The following is a 22,104-nucleotide window of genomic DNA, read 5'->3' as shown; positions in this document are numbered from 1 at the left end:
CTTTGCAGGCAAGTTCATGGCACGTCTCACATCTTGGTGCGCCACTTGGCCGTAATCCCGAGCGGATAGAGCCAGAGGAGGAATGCAGTGATCAGAAAGAAGAAAGCGTCGCCCGCAACCGAGGTCAGGAAGCTCGCCGTCACGGAGGCGCCACCGCCGAGGCCGACCGCCGTCAGCGCGCTGCCGGTCAACGTCACCGGCCCGGCAACCACGACTGTGAGAAACGCCTTGATGACGAAGGCGAAGCCCATGGAGGGCGTCGCCGGCACGATCGGCAACAGGACCGCGCCGGCGAAGCCCGCCAGCCCGCATCCGATCGCAAAGGTCAGGGTATTGACGCGGGCCGACTCGATGCCGATTGCGCGCGCCATCTCCGGCATCTGAATCGCGGCGCGCGCCTTCATTCCGTAGACCGTCCGCGTCATAAGCACGTAGACGAAAACCGTCGCGACCGCGGCAACGGCGATCATCAGGAGCGGATAGCCGGCGAGACTGTAGTTGCCGATCCTCAGGTTGAACTGAGGCATGCCGATGCCGGGCGTGACTGTACCGAAGATCAGCACGGCAAGCTGATAGAACGCGATACTGAGACCCCAGGTCGCGAGCATCGTGTCGAACAGGCGGCCATAGAGGCGTCGAATAATCAGGACCTCGACAACCGCGCCGATCGTCATCGTGACGGCAATGGCAATCGGAATCGCAATGACAAAGGGAATGCCGTATTGGGTGGCCGTCAGAGCTGCGTAAGCCCCGATCATCAGGAACTCACCATGTGCGAGATTGATGACGCCCATCAGGCCGAAGACGACCGCAAGGCCGATCGTCGCAATCAAGAGGATCGAGGCGCTTGACAGGGAGGAGAGCAGCACCGTCGCCAGATAGTCGAGTTCCATGATCGCTCCTTCCGCGAAGATGAGGCGCGCCCGTTGATCGGGCGCGCCCGCTCGGTCGCTATTTGCCGTCCGGTGCGAAGTGCTGCGCGAGCGTGGGGTTTGCCTTCAGATCGCACTTCTCGTTTTCGTAACTTGGCGCGACATCCTTGAAGGTCTCGACGACCTTGAAGCCATGCCTGTCGTCGCCTTCGACGATGTAGATGTTCTGACGCAAATGGTGCGACTTCGGCTCGAGCGTCACGGTGCCGTTCGGTGCATCGAAGCTCAGACCGCTTTCGAGCGCCGCAATAACCGGAGCGGCCTGGACCGTCCCAGCCTTGTCGACCGCCGCCGCCCACAGATGCACGGCATTCCAGATGTCGACCGCTTCCGAGATGATCGGCGTGTCGCTGCCGTATTTTGCGCTCCACAATTTCACAAACTCGGTATTGGCCGGGCCGTCGACGACCTGAAAGTAACCCTGGTCGGCGATGAGGCCCTTGCCGGCTGCCGGCGACACGACGACCTGCTGGTTGCCCGAGCCGTAGTTCGTCGAGACGACGCCGATCTTGTCCTTGAGGCCGGCAGCGGCGAACTGCTCCAGGAAACCGGTCTGGTTGGCACCGACCGGCAGCGCGACGACGAAGTCCGGCTTGACCGACTGGATCTTCTGAATGGTCGGCGCATAGTCGGTGACCGTGAGTGCCAGGAAATCCTCACCCACGACTTCCGCACCGGCCTTCTTCGCATAGTCCTTGACCCAGTGCGCCGAGATAGTCCCGAAATTGTAGTCGGGCGCCATGATGTAGATCCGTTTGCCGTATTTCTTCACGGCCCAATCGATGAGCACCGACAATTGCTGTGAGGCGGAAGGACCTGTAACGAAGGTCTGCTTGTCGCAGGCGCCGCCTTCGTAGAGCGATCCATAGAAGTAAGGGATATTGGCCTTGCGGACGATTGGCCGGATCGCCTCGCGCGATGAACTGGTGAGGCCGGCGAACAGCGCGCTCACGCGATCCCGCAGGATCACCGTGTTCGCGTACTGGGTATACTTGCTCAGCTCCGATTGCGCATCGTAGCTGACAACCTCGATCGGCTTCCCAAGCACGCCCCCTTTGGCGTTGAGAGCGTCGACGGCCAGCTTCAGGGCATTGTTTTGCTGGATGCCGTAGATGTTCAGACCGCCAGTGAGGTCGAAGATCGAACCGATCTTGATTCCACCATCGGCCTGTACCGGGCCGCCCGCGAGACAAAGCGTGCCGGCCAGCGTCAAGGCGCCTGCGCGCAACAACCTGGCCCAAGATCCCAGATTGCTGATCCGCGGAGCCGTTTCGGAAAACGAAAATCTACGAGGCAACGTCATTCAATCCTCCCTGGCACATGATTTTTGATGGTTCTATCATAGAACCAATTGACGAAGGCTGTCTAGTCTTATTATCGAACCGGAAAGGCGCGCGGCTCCGACCGCGGAGCATCGGCATCCGTCTCGATCGGCTTCTCGACCGCGCCGCTGTTACCGTTGACGCTGTCGACCGCCGGCCCGAAGGCAGCGTTGTGCTGGATACCGTCGATGTTCAGGAGGCCGGTCAGGCCGAGGGCTGCGATCTTCGTCGGGGGCTTGCCCTGTGCAGCGCCGGGCAGCACCGCAAGCGCTGCCAACAGGCAGACACTTAGATAAGCGCGTCTCATGGTGTTCCGCTCCGTATATTGAGCCGAGCACCAGCCTGGGACGAATGATTGCTTCAGAAACACAAAAACGACGTGCCAAGACTACATGCCCAGCTACGTCGTTGGAATTTTGCGTGCGTGTCCTCGCACGGAGCTTGGTCTAAACAGCGCGGGCCGAATTGTCAACGCGGAAATAGCTCCGGGTCATCGCTCTCCGCGATGCCCACCCTTCAGCGCATCGCGCATGGCGACCCGACCGCCGCCGGGCTTCCGGACATAAAGGTGCTGCTCCAGCACATTCTGCATGTTCTCGAACATTGCGTAGAGATCGTCGCAATAAACCGACGGGTTGTCGTAGCCGTTCGCTTTTGAGAAGCGATGCGGAAGATAGCCGCCTCCGCAGACATTCAGGAACTTGCATCTCTGACATTTGGCAGCGAGATTGATCGAGGCGTCGCGCGCAGCTCGCCAGCGCGGTTCGTTGCGGATCTCATCGAGTGCGTGATCGAAGATGTTGAATGTGGTCTGCGTAAAGCCGTTGCCCGCGATCCTGAGCACATCATGCGCCTCGACCGAACCGTCGGTCATCACCGTGCACAGCTCCACTGGATTGTAACCGACACCTTCGGTCGGCGAGTTGTTGCCGAGCAGCGCGGTGACCATGTCGGTAACGATGCGGATGTTCACGGCTGGCCGGTTGCGGTTGGCTTCGAACCAGAGATCGAACAGCCCGTTGTAGAATCCGGCGATCGCGGGCGGCTTCTCGTCGACCGTGGCATCCGGAATCATGATGTCGTAATGGGTGATGCCGCAATCGGCGAAGAACTCGACGTAGTCGCGCGGCGCGTAGGCCGGGTTGCAGACCGCCAGCGCACTGGTGCGGATGTCACGCGACACCAGCAGGCGCGCAGCGCGCACCACGGCTTCATGGGTGCCGCCGCCCTGAAACGTCTTGCGGTGCAGGTCGTGAATATGCGCGGGCCCGTCGAGGCTGATCGCCACGGAAATTTGATGCCGCTCGAAACAGTCCAGCCAACGATCGTCGATCAGGACGCCGTTGGTGGTGACCGCGATCGGGATGACACTACCCGTTCGTGCCGTGATGGCGGCACAGGCTTCGGCAAAATGGTTGAAATTGTCTACGCCCCACAACAGCGGCTCCCCGCCATGCAGGACAATGGGCAAATCGGGCAGACCATGTTCGCAAACGTGCTCTTCGATGCGCAACAAAAGCTGACGCAGCACCGCGGCACTCATCAGCTTTGGCTTGTCGTAGACGGCGGCGTCGCGAAACCAGTAGCAGTAAGAGCAATCGATATTGCAGCGCGTGGCAACCTTCACCAACAGCTGCGCGATCGGTTGACTGGTGAAGTCGACAGCATCTGCCGCGTCAGCCGACATGCGGACACCGAACCAAGCGGAAAGCTCCAGGGATGCTAGTAACCGCGGGCAAATCCGCGGCGGAATCCGCCGTACGGCACCGCAGCACCTCGACGAAACGCGCCGCCATGATACGGCGCACCGCGAACAAAGCCGCGCCTGAAATAGGCCTCCGTCACCAGCGGCTTGTCCGACAGGAATTCGTCGGAAGCCGTCACGCCCGAGCCGTTCTGGTCGGACAAGGCACCCTGCTTCGCGTTCTGGTCTTGCATGTCGGGCAGCAACGCATCAATGCCCGGATGATCACTCTGAATGGTCGCACCTGGCCCATGCAATTGCAGAAGGCCTGCAAAAATCTTCAGCGTCAGAATAGACATCAGTTCCAGTCCCTCTTCTCGCGGAGGATGAGTAGGACAAACACTATAGGCTTATGATCGGGCGGGCAACGTGCCGAAGCGGAGCATTCAGTTAGGACAATAATGCTGACAGTTTTGTAATGACCGAACCGTCCCGGTTTCGGTAACTGACGCTCATCACCCCATGAAGAGCGCACACAGGCCGACGACGGCAAATACGACGAAGAACGCCGCCGCCAAGCCGATGTAGGTCTGCTCGATACGGTCCACGTGCTGCACCTCATCCGTCGAATTGTGTGCGGACAACGTAAGAAGTCCCCATTTTCATACGGGAATAGCGGCAACAGAAGATTCGACCAGAGTATAATCCCTAATTGCTAAGTGGGTCTTACCATCCCGCACCGGGGCACCTCCTTTCAGACGGATGAAGGCGGCGCGAAACAGCAGCCCCGCAATAGGAGATGTTCACCTCGGCGACGAACGTCCTGAACCGGTCGACGGCCCGCGAAGGGAAGATAACGATTGGCACTCATGGTCGTGACAGACGACACCAAATGTGGCACGCGCCGCGAGCTGTCAGCCGTCGTTGCGAGGAGCGATAGTGACGAAGCAATTCATCGGCCCGCATATGCCGTGCAACGGATTGCTTCGCTTCGTTCGCAATGATGCAGGACACGCCTTCTCGTTCTCGCGACATGATTTGTCCGAGCTTTTGCCCTTCCTTTCGCCGCTCTGAATGCAGAGGGCGCAGGGAAAGCCGAGTGCCGATCGCACCCATGGGCCCCGTGCAATGTAGAAAGCACGGGGGTAGGACCACAGGTGTAACCGGAAACAACCCGGCTTTCCCTGCGCGATGGGTTACGGCTTATACGTGCTCGCCCCGGCGAGACTGGGCTTTATTGTCACCGTCTCGCGAAGATGCTTTCGCATCTCGCGGGAGACACCTGCCACTAGGGCGTCAGGCCTGCACGATTTCGCCGTCCGCCTTGCGTGTCCTCGTCAGTCGCACGCTCGGCGTCCACCGCATCCCACACCACGTTCGTGACGATCGCGAGCGCCCCTCGAGCGGGTGAGACGGGGAAAGCTATACACTGATTTGGTATTACGATAAACGGAATTATTTCGCCGATGACGGCTTGACAGAATTCCGTTGATTTGCCCGACGTGTCGAATGGGCAACACGCATTGCCACGACGAGAGGCATCGTAGCCACGGATCGGTGGAGCGCAGCAATCATCTCACCGCGAGTTCTCGAATTGATGGGTTTCGTTGCGCCCTACCCATCCGGCGCGCTCTCGAAAATGGCGTGTTCTTGCCGGGGTCGTCGGGCGATTGGATCACCGAGCGAGATCGACAGAGTGGATACCGGCCACTCGCCATCGCCGTGTCAGAAGCCGTCGTCCCCGCAGGTCTTCCGCGTGGCGATGTCGCTCGTCTTGCCGCCCCCTTCATCACGATTGCTAATCAATCAAGCGACTGATAGAATAATCCCGCTGCACGGCAGCGCGCATTTGCGCGGCGCGATGCCCCGGGACGGGCACCGCGCCTCCTGGGCGATTCTCAACTGGAGCGCAGACTCCGGGCAAATGCCAACAAGGGGGTGAGAATGTCCGTACACATGACGAGCGCTTCGACCATCTCCACCGACGAGGGCGACGACCGGGTTGCCGCGCAACTCTATTCCAAAGTCGGCTGGCGTATCCTGCCATTTCTGATGCTGTGCTACGTCGTCGCATTTCTGGACCGCATCAACATCGGCTACGCCCAGCTCCAGATGAAGCAGACGCTGACCTTCAGCGATGCGACTTATGGTTTCGGGGCCGGCATTTTCTTCGTCGGCTACTTCCTGTTCGAGGTGCCGAGCAACCTGCTGCTGGAGCGCATCGGCGTCCGCAAGACACTGCTCCGGATCATGTTCCTGTGGGGCATCGCCGCCGTTGCCATGGCCTTTGTGCAGACGCCGACGCAGTTCTACGTCCTGCGCTTCCTGCTCGGCGTGCTCGAAGCAGGCTTCTTCCCAGGCATCATCCTTTACCTGACCTACTGGTATCCCTCGGCCCGCCGCGGCCAGATCATCGCGATGTTCATGACCGCGACCGCCATCGCTTCAGTGCTCGCCGGCCCGCTATCCGGCGGAACAATGCAGTATCTCAACGACATCCGAGGCTGGCATGGCTGGCAGTGGCTGTTCATCTCGCAGGGCATACCGGCCTCGATCCTTGGCCTTGTCGCCTTCTTCTATCTCCAGGACAAGCCCGAGGACGCGACGTGGCTGACCGCGGACGAGAAGACAGCCCTGCGCTACCAGCTCGAACATGACCACAAGGACGTCGAAGCTTCGTCCCATGCCAATTTCTGGCAGATGATCCAGGACCCGAAGGTGTACGGACTGTCGTTCACCTATTTCCTGTTGCTGGGCGCCACCTACACGATGGTGTTCTGGATCCCGACGTTGATCAAGAGCTGGGGCGTCGCCGACCTGCTCCACGTCGGCCTGCTGGCGACCCTGCCCCAGATCGCAGGCATTATCGGCACCGTGCTGATGGGCCGTCACTCCGACAAGACCCGCGAGCGGCGCTGGCATTACGTCACCTGCGTCGTCGTTGCGAGCATCGGACTCATCATCATCAGCTTCTCCCACGGCAACCTGCTGGCCTCGGTGATTGGCTTGACCTTGGCGGGTCTCGGCTTCGTCTCGGCGACGCCGCTGTTCTTCACCACGACCACCGAATACCTGTCCAGGGCCAGCGCCGCAGGCGGCATCGCCCTGATCAGCAGCCTCGGAAATCTCGGTCCGGCTGTAGCTCCGTCGGTGACAGGTTACATCACGGCGACGACGGGCAGTTCGCTCTACAGCACCTACCTCATCATGGCGGCCTATATCCTTTCGGGTCTGCTGTTGCTGACCATCGTCAAGGTAGCCGATCCGAACGACGCCAAATCCTGAATGAAGCGGGCGCACCCATAACGGCGTCCGCTCCAGGCAATCGACACATCACCGGACGAGAAAAATGGCGCCGGATGTCTGCTGCGCCAGTTTCCTGGGAGGTTCACAAAGGATTCGAGGCATCGGATGGCGCCGAGGCGGCAGATGCCGTCTCGACGAGCATGCCGGCAAGCACAAGCTATGCCGTCGTGGCCAACCCGCCATCGACCGGAATGACAGCGCCACAGACAAAGCTGCTGGCGCGCGAGGCGAGATATAGCGCGATCCCCGCCATATCGTCGGGCGCCCCCATGCGCTTCATCGGCGCGTCGTCGACGACCTGGCGGGAGCCGTGCTCGTCGATCGCGTCGGTCATCTTCGAGGGAAAGTAGCCAGGCGCGATCGCGTTGACCGCGATGTGCCTGGGCGCCAGGAACTTGGCCATGATGCGGGTCAGGTGATTGACCCCCGCCTTCGACGCTGCGTACGAATAGGCCTCGAGATGCGTGGTGCGGATGCCCTCGATCGAGCCGATATTGATGACCCGCGAATAGGCTTGTTCCGACCCCGCCGCCTCCAGCAGACCGAGGAGCTTCTGCGTCAGGAAGAACACCGACTTGACGTTGAGGTCCATGACCTTGTCCCAGCCGTTCTCCGGAAATTCATGGAATTGCGCGCCCCAGCTCGCGCCGGCATTGTTGACCAGGATGTCGATCCGCTTCTCGCGCTTGCCCAGTTCGGCCGCAAACCGCTCGATCTCGTCCATCCGCGACAGATCGGCCGGAACAGCGATGCATTCGCCCTGCTTCGACAATTCTTCGGCCAACGCCATGCAGGCATCGGCCTTGCGCGCTGTGATGTATACCTTGGCGCCATTCTCGACATAGGCGCGGGCGATCATCTCGCCAAGACCGCGGCTGCCGCCGGTCACCACCGCGATCTTGCCCCTCACGGAAAACAGATCTTCGATCTTCATGTATCGCTCCTGAAAACTGAGATATCCCTGGGCCTGAAAATCGTCAGCCGACGGCGCCTGCCCCTCGCATTTGCGAGATCTCCGCGGCATCGAATCCGGCTTCCTTCAGCACGTCGTCAGTGTGCTGCCCGACCGAGGGCGGCATCCGGGGCTGCACCTTGTCCACCCCGCGCAACGCGATCGGACTGTTGATGGTGCGGGTCTCGCTTCCGGCAAAAGGCACCAGGATGTCGTTGTCGAGCAATTGCTGATCGGTCGGAATGTCCTCGGGTGTCGCCACCACGTCGAACACGATGCCGGCGGCCGTCAGGCGCTTGCGGAACTCGTCGCGATCATGCTTCTCGAACTCCTTGTCGAGCAGCGCGATCAGCTCCTTCGAGCGCGCCAGGCGATCCATCTTCTTGGCAAACCGCGGGTCTTCGATCAGATCCTCGCGGTCGAAACATCTCATGAAGTCCGGCCACTGCTTCTCTTCGTTGAGGATGGTGAGGATCAACCAGCGGCCGTCGCGGCACTTGTAGTAGTTCGTCAGCGCGTTGAAGGCGACCTCGCGTGCCGGGCGATCGGTGAAGGTCGCGCCGCACAGCGCGGCTTGCGCGTTGTAGCCGTTTGCCCACAATCCGTTGGCGACAAGGGAGGAGCTGACCTCCGTGCCCTTGCCGGTGAGCTGGCGCTGGTACAATGCCATCATGATGCCCGAGAACAGCGTGAAGCCCGCGGAATGATCGCCCATGCCGTTCGCCGGCCGCACCGGCACGGATTGCGATGAGGCGCGCACAGTATCCATCAGGCCGGAGCGTGCCCACCAGGCGGTGACATCGAAGCCGGGCTTGGTCGCCTCTGCGCCGTTCTCGCCATATCCGGAAAACGAGGCGTAGATCAGCCGGTCGTTGAGCGCCGCCAGCGCCTCGTAGCCGATGCCGAGCTTCCTGCGGACGGAGGCAGGATAATTGGTGATGAAGACGTCGGCCTGGGAGGCAAGGCGCTGGACCACGGCGCGGCCCTCGGGCTTGCCCATGTCGACGGCGAGGCTGCGCTTGTTGCGCGAGCCCAGCATCCATGCGTAGTTCTGATCGCTCTTGGGATGGCCGGGCAGCTTGGTGAGATGGCGGTAGGGATCGCCCGCACCGGGCGGTTCGATCTTGATGACGTCGGCGCCGAAATCGGACAGGACCGTCGCCGCCACTGGTGCGGCAATGAAGCTGCCGCAATCGATCACCTTGAGGCCTTCGAACAAAAGTCCCATATCGTTCTCCCTTTCTATCACGGGCCTGCCGGTTACGCGATTGCGCTCCGGTCTATTGGTCGGCCCTGACCGCCTTCAGTGCCCGGATGATCGCAAGCTGCTTGGCGTCGCGCTCGCGTTCCAGCTGCTCGGCCGGGCGCGCAGCAAAGGACGCTTCCGCCTGCGCGATGATCTTGTCCTGGGCCGCCTCGTTGAGATCCACCGGCGCCATGTTCTTCCAGGCCTCATTGAGGCCAGGGCCGAACTGCTTGAAGAAGGATGTGAAGCCGCCGGCGCCGCCGCCGAGATGGAACGATCGGAACGGGCCGTCCGCCGCCCAGCGCAGGCCGATCGAACTGGTGACGATGTCGTCGAGCTCGTCGACCTTCACGACGCCCTGGATCACGAGATAGCAGCACTCGCGGAATATCGCGCGCTGCAGGCGATTCGCAACGAAGCCCGGCATTTCCTTGCGCACGACGCGCGGCACCTTGCCGAGTGCGGCGTAGAAGGCGACGGCGTCGGTGACGGCATTCTCGCCGGTCAGTTCCCCGGGCACGACCTCGACCAGCGGAATCAGGTGCGGCGGATTGAAGGGGTGGCCGACCAGCAGCCGCTCGGGCCGCGAGCACTTCAGCGCCTGTTCCGTCGCGGTCTTGGCCGAACTCGATGACAGCATCAGCACGTTGTCGCTGACCACCTTGCCTATGCGGGCCCACAAATCCTGCTTGAACTCGATCCGTTCCGGGCCATTCTCCTGCACGAGGTCGGCGCCGGCGACCGCACGTTCGAGGTCGGCCTCGAAACGCAGCTTCGCCTCGAGGTTTTCGGTCGGAAGTCCGAGCGCCTCGAGGGTCGACAGATTGTTGCGGATGTAGTCGCGGACCAACGCTTCGACGTCGGGGCGTGGATCGTTGACGACGACCTCGAGGCCGTGCGCCAGGAACAGCGCCGTCCAGGACGCGCCGATGACGCCGGCGCCGATGACGGCCGTCTTGCGGTAGCGATTGAGGATGTCAGGCTGGGCTGGGGACATGGCGCGCCTCATCTCTTTTCCGCGAGCGGCGCGGTGTCGGTCAAATAGTCGTAGATGACTGTGGCGGGCGACAAGGTGAGATCGGTGAGAATGTGGGTGGCAGAGATGATCTCGCGCACCGGCAGGTCCGCCAGCGGCGCCAGCACATGCTCGAACAGCTGCAAGCGCGCGGGCCCTCGCCACGCTCCCTTGACCTCGATGTTGGTAATCTGCGTGCGAACCAGTTCGCAGATGCGCGGTCGCTTGGTGTAGCTCGGCAGTATCTTCAGCATGTAGGTCGGAACGCAGATCTCCTCCCGCGCTTTCTCCAGGTCATAGGGCTTGTGCTTGTAGCCCATGGTGGCGCGCGCCACGCTCAGCACCCCGTAGTCCAGCGTACCGACCAGCGTGTCTGAATCGACGAACAGTTTTGCAGTGCCGAGCTTTTTTGGAAAAGCGCTGAGTTCGCGGCCAGCGGCGATCGCCGGCAGATTGTCGAGATACATGCCGATGAGGTACTCGCCCTTCTCCTCGCCGTGGCGCACCACGGCGGCCTGGCCGCATTCGACATAGGAACCATAGCCGGTGGTATCCGGCATGTTCATCACCTCGAAGCGGACCAGCGGCTCGTCGACTTCGAGCGGCTCTGGCACCTGCTTCACCAGTGCCTCGCGGTCGGTGCGATAGGTGATGTTGAGGTATTCGCGCGACGTGAAACGATGGGGGCCGGGCACGAATGCCGGCGCACCGGTCGGTGTCGTATATTGCCTGAGAACATCTTCTTTTTTCATGGTGTCCCCTCCTGAGTTCCGGCGTATCGGGACGTCGTTGGGCGCGCCCCGGATCTCCGATCCTACATCTCAAGTACCGGACTCGACCAGATTTACTGCGTCCATCCCGTACCCGCTTCGCGCCTTTTCATGGCCCGTGACCACGAAAACCACCGGATCAGGTCTTCTTCGCCTCGAGCGCCGCACGCGCCTCGGCAATGCTTTCACGAACCCGGTCCATGATGACAGACGACGCCTCCCCGCCCGACTTCTGCACGAGTTCGACAATGTCCCTCGTGTTCTCAGCCACTGCCTCGAAGGCACGTCGAGCCAACTCGGCCTGCTTGCCTGCAATCTCCGCCGGCGACCCCTGCGGCTTGAATTCGGCAATCAACTCGCGGCTCTGACGCATCACGTCGGCGAGCACTTCCTGCTGCCGAGTCAAGAGCGCGCGACCGTCCTGCGAGAGCGCGAGCGCTGATTTCTGCAGCGCCTCGATATTCTTGCGATGGGTGTCGAGCAGGACGTCGTAATCGATCTTCGGCAGGTTGAACTGCTTGCCCATGTCGGCGAACATATCGATGATCGTCTTCTCGGCCATTTTTTCCTCCTTGCGATCCGCATCGTGGTCGTTGCGTCAGGCCGATGTCAGCCGTCGCCATATTTCGCGCGTAGCGCCTTCTTGTCGATCTTGCCGACGCTGGTCTTGTCGAGCGCATCGACGAACTTGATACGGTCCGGAATCGCGAAGCGGGAGATCACGCCCTTGTCGGCATAACCTTTGACGTGTGACTGCACCGCCTCCTTGTCGATAGCGTCGCCAGACGCGGTGACGAGAATCGCCAGCGGCCGCTCGCCCCATTTCGCGTCGGCCACGCCAATGATTGCAGCCTCCTTGAGGCCGGGCATGTGCATCAGGATGTCCTCCAGTTCGATCGACGAAATCCATTCGCCGCCGGTCTTGATGACGTCCTTCATGCGGTCGGTGATCTGCACCATGCCATGAGCCGTCATGGTACCGATGTCACCGGTGTGGAGATAGCCACCCTGCCAGAGCTTCTCGGAGGCGGACGCATTGCCAAGATACCCCATGGTCAACCAGGGTGCGCGGACCACGATTTCGCCCGAGGTCTTTCCGTCATGAGGGACGTCGTTCATCGCGTCGTCGACCACACGTAGATCGACCAGCGGAACCGGCGTGCCCGTCCTGGTCCGCAGTTCGACCTCCTCGTCGGGATTGCCCGTCAATTCAGGCTCGCGCAGTTGCGCAATCGTGAGGATCGGGCCGGATTCCGACATGCCGTAACCGGCGAAAATGTCGATGCCGCGCTGCATCGCGGCCTTCGCCAGCGATTTCGACAGCGCCGAACCGCCGATCACCATCTTCAACTTCGACAGGTCGACGGCGTTGCTGTTGGGCGCCGAAAGCAGCATCTGCAGAATGGTCGGCACGCAATGGCTGAACGTCACACCCTCGGTCTTGATGAGATCGAGCAGCAAGTCGGGCTGATATCGCCCCGGATACACCTGCTTCACGCCTGCCGCGGTCGCGGCATAGGGCAGTCCCCAGCCATGGACATGGAACATCGGGGTGATCGGCATGTAGACGTCTTCGCGGTGGAAGCGGCCCTGCCGGGCCGGCGAGCCAAACCCGACCAGGTCGATCAGCGTGTGCAGCACAAGCTGACGGTGGCTGAAGTAGACGCCTTTCGGAACGCCCGTCGTACCGGTCGTGTAGAACATCGTGGCCCGGGTATTCTCGTCGAAATCCTGAAACTCGAAGTCGGGCGACGCCTTTGCCAGCAGTTCCTCGTAGCGACCGGCCGTCTTGCCAATGCTGGCGGGGAAGGTGCCGTCATCGGATATCAGGATGATCCCCTCGACCGACTCGAGCTTGTCACGCAATTGCTCGACGAGCGGCAGAAACTCGACATTGACGAGCAGCAGCTTGGGTCGCGCATGGTTGAGCGTGAAGAGCACCTGCTCGGGCGACAGGCGGATATTGACGGTCTGCAAGGTCGCGCCGAGCATCGGGATCGCGAAATAGCACTCCAGATAGCGGTGGCTGTCCCAGTCCAGCACGCCGACGACATCGCCGCGCACGATTCCCTGCGCCGTCAGCGCGCTGGCCAACCGGCCGATGCGCTCCCGGAGGTCGCGATAGGTGTAGCGGCCGATGTCGCGATAGACGATCTCCTGATCCGCCGCCTGGGTCATCGGGGCGTGGAGCAGGTGCTTGATCAACAGCGGGTACCTGTAGGCCGATGGCGTATGCTCGATCAGGAAATCGGACATGATGTTCTCCCGGAGATCTAGAAGACGTCGGCGAGCCCGTAAGCCTCCATTTGCGACTGGACCCTCGCGACATCATGGCTGAGCAGGACGATGTCGTGCTTGCGGCCGTCGGCCCCCTTGACGTGATCGCGCATCAGCGCCTCGCCGCGGAAGCCGAGTTGCTCGAACACAGCGATCGCGCCCTGCTGGTCGACGGTCATCTGCGCCACCAGTTTCTCAAGTCCCCTCGACAAGGCGATGATGAACGCCTCCTCGATCAGGAGACGGCCGAGCCCGACGCCGCGCATCTTTGGACTGACCACGATGCGCAACTCGCCGACATGCGGCGACCATGACAGCGGATCGACGATCAGCGCGGCACAGCCGACCACGTCATCACCGTTCCGCGCGAGAAGGCTCGCGAGCCGGCCCTGCGCGATGAGGTCGGTCCAGGCCGCAACCACCTTCGGCTGGCGGATGTCGCGACGCATGAACAACAGGTCCTTCTCCGGCAGTTCACGTGCGAAGGTGACGACTTTTGCGTCGTCCTGCGGCCTCATCATCGCCAGATCGATTGGAACGCCCGCGCAATCGACTCTACGCGGATAGACATGCGGGTTGTCGGTCATGTACTGCGTGCTCCGAGCCATTGATCGAGTTTTGGCCACATGCGCCTGACCGCGTTCGGGCCGGCGACGACGCTGACGTGACCGCCTTTCAGCATCACCTCTTCCTTGCTCTCCGAGCCGATCCTGGCGATCAACTCCCTGGCGCAATCGTAGGGTATCAGATGGTCGTGCTCGGCGACGACGTGCAGCACGGGAACCTTGATGTTCGCAAGATCGACGTCCTTGCCACCGATGCTCAGGCCGCCGTTCATCAGGCGGTTCTCCCACAACAGCTCTTTGATGGTCTGACGGAAATATTCGCCGGCAAGCGGCAGCGTGTCGTTTCCCCAGCGGTCGAACATCCGGTAGGACTTCACGAATTCGTCGTTCCACATGTTGTCCCACAGCCGGATCGTGCCGGCAACACGCTGCGTCGGCCGCTGCATGTCGAAGCCTGCCGCGATCACGTCGGCCGGAATGACCCCGAGCGTGTCAACCAGCCGGTCGACGTCGAAGTAACGGCGGTCGGTCCAGTTCCGAATCAGTTTCATCTGCGACCAGTTGATCGGCGTGGTGAACAGGCCGAGATTCCTGACCGGGCCATCCGGGTGCAGCGCCGCATACATCGTCGAGAGCACGCCGCCCATGCAATAGCCGATCAGCGTGACGTCCTCGGTGTCCGAACGTTCCTGCACGCGGCGGATGCAGTTCGGGATGAAGTCGAGTACGTAATCCTCGAACCGCAATCCCTTTTCGTCAAGCCGCGGCGCATCCCAATCGATGACGAAGACGTCGTAGCCGCGGCGCAGCAGAAACTCGATCAGGCTCTGGCCCGGCGCCAGGTCGAAGACATAGGCCTTGTTGGTGGTCGCCATGACCAGCAACAGCGGCACGCGGTAGACGTCTTCGCATAACGGCCGGTAGTGATAGAGATTGAGTGTGCCGCGGCGATAGATAATGTCTTTCGGCGTCAACCCGACCGCGGGCGCGGGCGACGACAGATATTCCAGTCCCTTGATGTTGCGCTGGATCGCGCGATCGACCTCGCTCCGGATCCGTTGGACGAACGTCTGCTCGGCGACCTGTACTGCGGTCATGACGATGATCTCACGGCCGTTCGGGCGCGACGTCGCCGGCCGACGGCGGGCGACGATTGCGGGTCGGCTTGCCGCGGCGCTCGGAAGGCGCCTCTCCGGACTGCCGGCCGTCCAGCATCAGGTGAATCTCGTCGAGGCGGGCTTCGATCGCGCCGAGCCGATCGGCCAAAGCCGAAACGTCGACCCGCGTCGGCAGATTCATGGCGGCAAGGTATTTCGAGAAGGTCTGCGCAAACAGGCCCTGTGCCGCCATGGAGACGTTGGCAGCCTGGTTCATCGCCTGGCTGAATTCGGCGGTCATCATGGCGTCGCCGCCGAGCGAATTGCCCACCGCCTCCCATTGGCGCAACACGTCGCGCCAGATGTCCAAGACATCCAAATTGGCTCCGCTCACGGCGCCCCTCCCGGTTTCGGCAGATTGTCGTCCTGCCGATTGTTTCGCTGTGAGCCACTTGGCCGCTCGGGCCCGGGGCCGCAGCTACGAAGCCATTTTTCTTATTCTATCGTTCGCTTGATTGAATAGCAAGACGGAACGGGTCCGTCACTTAAACGTGGCGAGGATGAGAAGAGAGGAGTGAGACGACGGGTGGGATCCGGTTCGGTCGACACGCCTGATCCATTTGCGATCGGATCGACCTGACAGCGAGGCGCGATCGTTGCTCCTCGCTTGCAATGCTTTGGCCTGGCGTCGGCCGCGCTCCCACGTACTCAATCGGATCCGGCGACGGCGCCCTGCCCCAGCGCCGCGACGGTCGATGCCAGCCCGCTGCTCCACCTCGTCAGCAGCATTTGAGCCTTGGGACTGTCGTGGAGCAAGCGACGGAAACTTTTCGAGGACGGCGCACGGCCGGTTGCCGGCGAGTGCGGGCCGCGCCGTCCGAGGTCCGGGCTCGGGCGACGATGCCGGCGGCGTTTTCGCATCCCTATCAACAGCATCGATCGGCGGCCGGTTCTCGACAATTCAGGTGCAAAAGTGTAGACGGACGCCAATCGATAGCGGCGGTTTTCGCGATGCCCGCCACCGAGGGGGCCGGTGGGCATGGCGGGATGGGTTTGCCTCAAGGCTGGTTGTTTCCGTTGACGGCTGAAAAGAGAATGGCGAAGCCCAAAGGGCGCAAGAAGGGCAGCGACGAGAAGCCGAAATTGCTGCGAAGAGGTCCTGACCGCCGCCGCCAGATCGTCGCTGCGGCCTCGCAATTGTTCGCCCGCAAGGGATTTGAAGGCACCTCGATCCGCGAGATCGCTGCGGCGTCCGGCGTCCTTTCGGGCTCGCTGTATTACCACTTCCCGTCCAAGGAAGACCTGCTGTTCACGGTCCATCAGGAGAGCCTGACGGCGATGCGCCGCGAGGTCGAGGCCGCGATCGCCGATGTGACCGAACCGTGGGCGCGGCTCGAAGAGGCGATCGTCGCGCACTGCCGCATCCTGCTCGGCGGCAGTGTCACCCGCGCCATCCTGACCCCGCCGCGCTACTACAATCTGCAGGGCGTCCGGAAGCTGGTCCGCCAGCGTGACGAGTATGAGCGGATATTTGCGCGGCTGATCGACGACCTTCCGCTGAAGGCGGACTGCGACCGGCACGCCTTCCGCCTGTCGATGCTCGGTGCCATGAACTGGACCGTGTTCTGGTTCAGCGCAGGCGGGAGGCTCAGCGTCGACGACGTCGGCCGCCAGATCGCACTCATGGTGCGCGGCGCCGCGCTTGAGCGCCCCCGAAAGTGATCGGCCGCTGGCCGCAACGGCCGGCGCGTCGATTGATATCGCGCCGTCACTGGCCTTACGCCACCGCAAGCGGCCCCGCCCGAAACGTTAACCGTGGCGTGCCTCAGGCCTTGACCAGGTCCCCCAGCAGGTTCGCCGCGACCGTCAGTTTGGCGAGCGTCAGGCCGCTGGCGGCGATCTCCTCGACCGAGCGACGGATGCGCGTCGCTTCGGGGTGAGCCGCGAGCCAGGTCTCGACCGCCTGCTGCCCGGACTGGCCGGTTGCCAGCATATCCGTCGCCAATCTCCTCTCGGCGGCAGCGATCTGCTCGACGGCTCGATCGATGGCGATACGTTCGAAATAATCGTTTGCCGGCACGCCGCGCGCGGCCGCGACGATGCGGTCGAGACGGAAATTGGCTTCCGCGGCGAAGAAGGTCGCAGCCGCATCGCCGATCGGGCGTGCGCTGCGCTCGGCAACCGTCACGATATCGGGTGCCGAGACCACGGCGTCGAGGTCGGCGAGTTCGCCCGCGAGGCCAGCCGGGACACCAGCCTCGGCAAGTTGCTGCCGCCGCTTGGTGCGCGCGGCCTGCAGGTCCGGCGGCAGCGTGGTATCCAATCCGGCGACGATCTGGCGGATCGCCGGGCCGAAGCGCGCCACAACGGCCTCCAGTCCGTCCTTGAAATCGACATTGCGCACATACCAGACCATGCGGGAGAGCAGCAGGTCCTGCACCGACGCGTAGAGCGACAGCTGCACCTGCCCGTCGATGCAGGTGTCGAGCGCGTCGATCGCGTCATTGAGCCATTTCAGCCCGTAGCACTCATCGACCGCCACATAGGCCATGACGATGGTCGGGATATCGGCATCCGTCTCGTCGATCAGGCGCACGACGCAGGCCGGGCCGCCGCGGTTGATCACCGCATTGACAAGGCTGGTCGCGATGATCTCGCGCCGCAGGCGGTGGAATTCGACCGCGGTCGGGAATTGGTCCTGAAGCTCGCGCGGAAAATACTGGGACAGTTCGCGCGCAAGATAGGGATCATCCGGCACGCTGGTGACGAGCAGGTCTTCGTAGAGTGTCAGCTTGGCGTAGGCGAGCAACACGGCAAGCTCGGGTCGCGCGAGGGACTGGCCGCGCCGTGTGCGCTCGGTGAGTGCTGCGTCGTCGGGCAAGAACTCCACTGCGCGGCTGAGCAGGCCGCGCTGCTCGAGCGATTGCATCAAGCGGGTGAGGAAACCGGTTTCGGCCACGCCCTTGCGTTCGGCGAGCGACAGCGCCAACGATTGCAGATAATTGTTGCGCAGGACCAGTGTGCCGACCTCGTCGGTCATGGCGGCAAGCAGGCTGTTGCGGTCGGCGGGGCTCAGACGTCCCTCGCGCTCGAGGCGCGCCAGCGCGATCTTGATGTTGACCTCGACGTCGGACGTGTTCACGCCGGCCGAATTGTCGATCGCGTCGGTGTTGAGCTTGACGCCCTGCTGCGCGGCCTCGATGCGGCCGCGCTGGGTGACGCCGAGATTGGCGCCTTCGCCGATCACGCGGGCGCGGACATCGGCGCCGGTAATGCGGACCGGATCGTTGGCGCGGTCACCGGCCTGATCGTCGCTTTCCGAGGATGCGCGGACATAGGTGCCGATGCCGCCGAACCACAAGAGGTCCGCGCGCGCCTTCAGGATTGCCGTTATCACCTCGAAAGGTGTGGCCTGCGGCTTGTCGATATCGAGCAATGCCCGAACTTCCGGACCAAGCGGGATCGCCTTGAGCGAGCGCGAGAACACGCCTCCGCCTTGCGAGATCAGCGCCTTGTTGTAGTCCTGCCAGCTCGATCGCGGCAGGTTGAACATGCGCAGGCGTTCGGCGTGGCTGATCGTGGGATCAGGCGAAGGGTCGATGAAGATATCGCGGTGATCGAAAGCTGCGACGAGTTTGGTCGCCGGCGAAAGCAGCATGCCATTTCCGAAGACGTCGCCGGACATGTCGCCGACGCCGACCGCGGTGAACGGCGTGGTCTGAATGTCGGTGCCGAGTTCGCGGAAATGCCGCTTGACCGCCTCCCAGGCGCCGCGCGCCGTGATCCCCATCTTCTTGTGGTCGTAACCCTGGCTCCCGCCGGAAGCGAAGGCATCGCCGAGCCAGTGGTTCTTCTCGGCCGAGATGGCGTTGGCGACGTCGGAAAACGTGGCAGTGCCCTTGTCGGCGGCGACGACGAGGTAAGGATCATCGCCGTCATGCCGCACGGTGGAGTCGGGCGGCACGACCGTGTCGCCGTCGAGATTGTCGGTTAGCTCGAGCAGCGAGCGAACGAAGATGCGATAGGCTTCGGTGCCTTCCGCGAGCCAGGCGTCGCGATTGGAGGGCGGCGGCAGGCGCTTGGGCACGAAGCCGCCCTTGGCGCCGACCGGCACGATCACGGCGTTCTTCACCTGCTGCGCCTTGACCAAACCGAGGATCTCGGTGCGGAAATCCTGCGGCCGGTCGGACCAGCGCAAGCCACCGCGTGCGACCTTGCCGAACCGCAGATGAATGCCTTCGACACGCGGCGAATAGACGAAGATCTCGTACTGAGGTCGCGGAGCCGGCAGGTCGTCGATCCGGTGCGCGTCGAACTTGAAGGAGATCACCGGACGCGGATGTCCATTCTCGCCGATCTGCCACAGATTGGTGCGGATGGTGGCCTGCACCAGATTGGTGAAGCGACGCAGGATGCGGTCCTCGTCGAGCGAGGCGACGGATTTGAGCTGCTCCTCGATTTCGGCGAGCAGCGCCGTCTCGCGTGCCGAACGCTCGGCATCGGTGGAGGCGAGGCGCGGATCGAGGCGGGTCTGGAACAGTGCGACGAGGCTGGCCGTGATCGCAGGGTTCTTCCGCGCCGTCTCCCACATGTAATCCTGGGTGAACGGTGCGCGGATCTGGTGCAGGTAGCGCGACAGTGCCCGGATGGTCGAGACTTCGCGCCAGCCCAGGGCGGTGCGAAGGATCAGGCCGTTATATCCGTCGGATTCTGCGCGATCGGTGACCACCGCCATGATCGAGGCTTCCAGGCGGCGGCTGAATTCCGGATTGATCTCGATCGGCTGGCGGTCACTGGTCTCGATCGTCATGTCGTGCAGCCAGACCGGCTCCGGCCGGTTGCCGGGAACGATCTGATAGGTGCGTTCGTTGACCACGCGCAAGCCGTGATTTTCGATCACCGGGACGCGATAGGACAGCGATAGCGGTGCGGCGTCGGAGAACACCTTCAGGCCGAAGCGCGTGGGATCGTCCTCGCCCGCGTCGCGGTGAACCGAAATCGTCACCGGGCGGGCCGGGTTCAGCCTTTCGATGGTCGCGATATCGGCGATCGCCTGGTCCGCCGTGAAAACCTCGGTGTAGCCGCCGGTGAAGGATTGGGCGTAACGGTTGGCGAGCATGCGCGCCCGCATGCCATCGGTCGACGCAGCAAGCGCGGCCTTCAGCTTGTCGGCCCAGGTCGCGGCAATGGCGCTGATCCCATTTTCGAGCGTGGCGCGCTCGACGACCGGGGTTTTGCCTTCATAGCGCCCGATGATGTAGTGGACGCGCGCCAGCGCGCCTTCGGGGAATGATACGTAGGAGGCGGACAGGGTCCCCTTGTAGACCTGCGCCAGGAAGGCGCCGACGCGCATGCGGACATCGGTATCGTATTTGTCGCGCGGAATGAAGGTAAGGATGGAGACGAAGCGATCGAACTTGTCGACCCGCGCCAGCGCGCGGACGCGCGGGCGCTCGTAGAGGATCAGGATCTCGATGACGAAATTGTAGAGGGTGTCGACGTCGATCTGGAACAGTTCGTCACGCGGATATTCCTCGAGAATATGCATGAGCGCCTTGCCGGAATGGCCGGCCGGATCGAAGCCGGCGCGCTGGTGCGCCCGCGCAACCTTGTGGCGGACATACGGGATCTGTCGCACCGAGCGCGTGTACGCGCCTGAAGTGAACAGGCCGACGACGCGCAATTCGCCCTCGAGCCGGCCGTCGGGCGAATAGAGCTTGATGCCCACATAATCCATCCGGATGCGGCGATGAACGCGGCTGGAGACGTTGGCCTTGATGACGATCAGGAGCGTCGGCTCGTGCATGAACTCGCGGATTTCCGGCGTCATGACAACCATCTCGCTGCCGCGGCGCAGGACCTTCACGTCGGAATTGCGCAGGATGCCGAGACCGTCGCGGGTCATGATGTCGTCGGAGGCATCGCTGTCGGGCGAGAAGCGATATTCGCGCACGCCGAGGAAGGTGAAATTGTCCGCGCAGAGCCATTGCAGGAACTGGTTGGCCTCCGCGACCTCGTCGATCGGCAGCGGCGGCGGATTGGAAGAGAAAACCTTGATCGCTTCCTCGACGCGGTCGCGCATCGCGCGCCAGTCGGTAACGCAGGCGCGGACGTCGTCCAGCGTCCTGGTGAGGCCGTCGATCAGTTTCTGGCGATCGGCATCGGCGTCCAGGCGTGCGATGTGGAAGTGAATCAGGCTTTCGCGCGTTCCCTTGGCTCCCTCCGGGAGCGCTTCACCGTAGAAGCGCACGAGCTTGCCCTGGTCATCCCGCTCCACGGCGATGATCGGGTGAGCGACAAGGGTGACTTCGATACCCTGCTCGGCGAGCTCCGCCATGGTGGAGTCGAACAGGAAGGGCATGTTGTCGTTGAGGATCTCGAGCACGGAAATCTCGCGCCCGTCCGGCAACGTCGGATTGACGACGCGGATATCGGCGCGGCCTGCGGTGCGCCGCTGCACGTGTTCCCAGGCCTGCTCCGCGAGGAGGGCAAGCGAGGCGGCGTCGTATTTGGCGAGGTCCTCGATATTGGTGTAGCCGAACAAGGGCTCGGCAAAGGCCTGGGGGCTCTTGCCCGGTTGCACGCTGCCCGCGGCATCACGGATCAGGGTTGCCCGGGCCTTGTCGTCACGCCACGCCATAATGTCCTCCATACGCCGCGCCGTCCGACCGCTGTCACGGTCATCAGCTTGATTCTGGAGTGCATCTCTTCGAGCGCCGCGATGGCGTGCGTACGCGACATCCTCGGTCTCGAAGCTCCGACAGCTCCCGATGACAATACTACGATGCCGAAGCGAGGTTGGCCGAAAAATCCTCGCGGCAGCGCATCAAACCGGGATCGGCGTCGACCGAAATCGAACCGGGGACGGTTCAAAAACCACAAGTAATTTCAATCGTGTACGAGTTCGCAGGTGTGTCCTGAACGATGTCGCTCGACA

18 protein-coding genes are annotated in these 22,104 nt (G+C 62.6%); 2 read left to right on the top strand and 16 right to left on the bottom strand.

The window, feature by feature from the left end; genetic code table 11:
• Nucleotides 1-26 precede the first annotated feature (26 nt).
• The 6 genes from JQ586_RS10060 to JQ586_RS41090 all read right to left on the bottom strand — a co-directional run bounded on the left by JQ586_RS10060 (nt 27) and on the right by JQ586_RS41090 (nt 4,582).
• Nucleotides 27-893 (bottom strand): ABC transporter permease subunit, encoded by an 867-nt coding sequence (locus JQ586_RS10060; RefSeq protein ID WP_212394380.1) that lies wholly within the window; start codon nt 891-893, stop codon nt 27-29.
• Nucleotides 894-951: 58 nt separating this feature from the next.
• Nucleotides 952-2,235 carry an ABC transporter substrate-binding protein gene (locus JQ586_RS10055; RefSeq protein ID WP_212394379.1) on the bottom strand — a complete coding sequence of 428 codons (1,284 nt, stop codon included), beginning with the start codon at nt 2,233-2,235 and terminating at the stop codon, nt 952-954.
• A gap of 71 nt (nt 2,236-2,306) precedes the next feature.
• Nucleotides 2,307-2,561, bottom strand: a complete 255-nt coding sequence (locus tag JQ586_RS10050; RefSeq protein ID WP_212394378.1) for a hypothetical protein — start codon at nt 2,559-2,561, stop codon at nt 2,307-2,309.
• Between the two features lie 183 nt (nt 2,562-2,744).
• The gene (locus JQ586_RS10045; RefSeq protein WP_212394377.1) at nt 2,745-3,941 is read right to left on the bottom strand and encodes a radical SAM protein; all 1,197 of its coding nucleotides are present in this window, start codon (nt 3,939-3,941) and stop codon (nt 2,745-2,747) included.
• Nucleotides 3,942-3,976: 35 nt separating this feature from the next.
• The gene (locus JQ586_RS10040) at nt 3,977-4,297 is read right to left on the bottom strand and encodes a hypothetical protein (protein WP_212394376.1); all 321 of its coding nucleotides are present in this window, start codon (nt 4,295-4,297) and stop codon (nt 3,977-3,979) included.
• Nucleotides 4,298-4,453: 156 nt separating this feature from the next.
• Entirely contained in the window at nt 4,454-4,582 is a 129-nt protein-coding gene (locus JQ586_RS41090; protein ID WP_283815431.1) for a hypothetical protein, read from the bottom strand.
• Between the two features lie 1,300 nt (nt 4,583-5,882).
• Here JQ586_RS41090 and JQ586_RS10035 point away from each other — a divergent pair.
• Nucleotides 5,883-7,223 (top strand): MFS transporter, encoded by a 1,341-nt coding sequence (locus JQ586_RS10035; protein WP_249147453.1) that lies wholly within the window; start codon nt 5,883-5,885, stop codon nt 7,221-7,223.
• A gap of 178 nt (nt 7,224-7,401) precedes the next feature.
• Here JQ586_RS10035 and JQ586_RS10030 read toward each other — a convergent pair whose 3' ends face one another.
• From JQ586_RS10030 to JQ586_RS09990, 9 genes are all read right to left on the bottom strand, one after another.
• Entirely contained in the window at nt 7,402-8,178 is a 777-nt protein-coding gene (locus JQ586_RS10030; protein ID WP_249147452.1) for an SDR family oxidoreductase, read from the bottom strand.
• 43 nt (nt 8,179-8,221) lie between these two features.
• Nucleotides 8,222-9,424: a CaiB/BaiF CoA-transferase family protein gene (locus JQ586_RS10025; RefSeq protein WP_212394375.1), complete on the bottom strand. Its 1,203-nt coding sequence runs from the start codon at nt 9,422-9,424 to the stop codon at nt 8,222-8,224.
• Nucleotides 9,425-9,476: 52 nt separating this feature from the next.
• A complete protein-coding gene (locus JQ586_RS10020; RefSeq protein ID WP_212394374.1) occupies nt 9,477-10,439 on the bottom strand; it encodes a 3-hydroxyacyl-CoA dehydrogenase NAD-binding domain-containing protein in 963 nt (320 codons plus the stop codon).
• 8 nt (nt 10,440-10,447) lie between these two features.
• Nucleotides 10,448-11,209, bottom strand: coding sequence for an acetoacetate decarboxylase (locus tag JQ586_RS10015; RefSeq protein ID WP_212394373.1), 762 nt, complete (start codon nt 11,207-11,209; stop codon nt 10,448-10,450).
• Nucleotides 11,210-11,366: 157 nt separating this feature from the next.
• The gene (locus JQ586_RS10010) at nt 11,367-11,765 is read right to left on the bottom strand and encodes a phasin family protein (RefSeq protein WP_212394372.1); all 399 of its coding nucleotides are present in this window, start codon (nt 11,763-11,765) and stop codon (nt 11,367-11,369) included.
• 71 nt (nt 11,766-11,836) lie between these two features.
• Nucleotides 11,837-13,483: a fatty acid--CoA ligase gene (locus JQ586_RS10005; protein ID WP_212394371.1), complete on the bottom strand. Its 1,647-nt coding sequence runs from the start codon at nt 13,481-13,483 to the stop codon at nt 11,837-11,839.
• A gap of 17 nt (nt 13,484-13,500) precedes the next feature.
• Nucleotides 13,501-14,091: a GNAT family N-acetyltransferase gene (locus JQ586_RS10000; RefSeq protein ID WP_212394370.1), complete on the bottom strand. Its 591-nt coding sequence runs from the start codon at nt 14,089-14,091 to the stop codon at nt 13,501-13,503.
• Nucleotides 14,088-15,167 carry an alpha/beta hydrolase gene (locus tag JQ586_RS09995; protein WP_212394369.1) on the bottom strand — a complete coding sequence of 360 codons (1,080 nt, stop codon included), beginning with the start codon at nt 15,165-15,167 and terminating at the stop codon, nt 14,088-14,090. The genes JQ586_RS10000 and JQ586_RS09995 overlap by 4 nt, the downstream gene beginning before the upstream one ends.
• Nucleotides 15,168-15,177: 10 nt before the next feature.
• Nucleotides 15,178-15,561, bottom strand: coding sequence for a poly(R)-hydroxyalkanoic acid synthase subunit PhaE (locus tag JQ586_RS09990; RefSeq protein ID WP_212394368.1), 384 nt, complete (start codon nt 15,559-15,561; stop codon nt 15,178-15,180).
• Between the two features lie 701 nt (nt 15,562-16,262).
• Between JQ586_RS09990 and JQ586_RS09985 the strand changes: the two genes are divergently transcribed.
• Nucleotides 16,263-16,889: a TetR/AcrR family transcriptional regulator gene (locus JQ586_RS09985; RefSeq protein WP_212394367.1), complete on the top strand. Its 627-nt coding sequence runs from the start codon at nt 16,263-16,265 to the stop codon at nt 16,887-16,889.
• Between the two features lie 103 nt (nt 16,890-16,992).
• Here the strand turns inward: JQ586_RS09985 and JQ586_RS09980 are convergent, their stop codons facing one another.
• Nucleotides 16,993-21,819 (bottom strand): NAD-glutamate dehydrogenase, encoded by a 4,827-nt coding sequence (locus JQ586_RS09980; RefSeq protein WP_212394366.1) that lies wholly within the window; start codon nt 21,817-21,819, stop codon nt 16,993-16,995.
• Nucleotides 21,820-22,104: the final 285 nt, after the last annotated feature.

This window comes from Bradyrhizobium jicamae (genome assembly GCF_018130215.1).
GTDB lineage: Bacteria > Pseudomonadota > Alphaproteobacteria > Rhizobiales > Xanthobacteraceae > Bradyrhizobium > Bradyrhizobium jicamae_A.
This window is presented reverse-complemented; position numbering and strand designations above follow the sequence as displayed.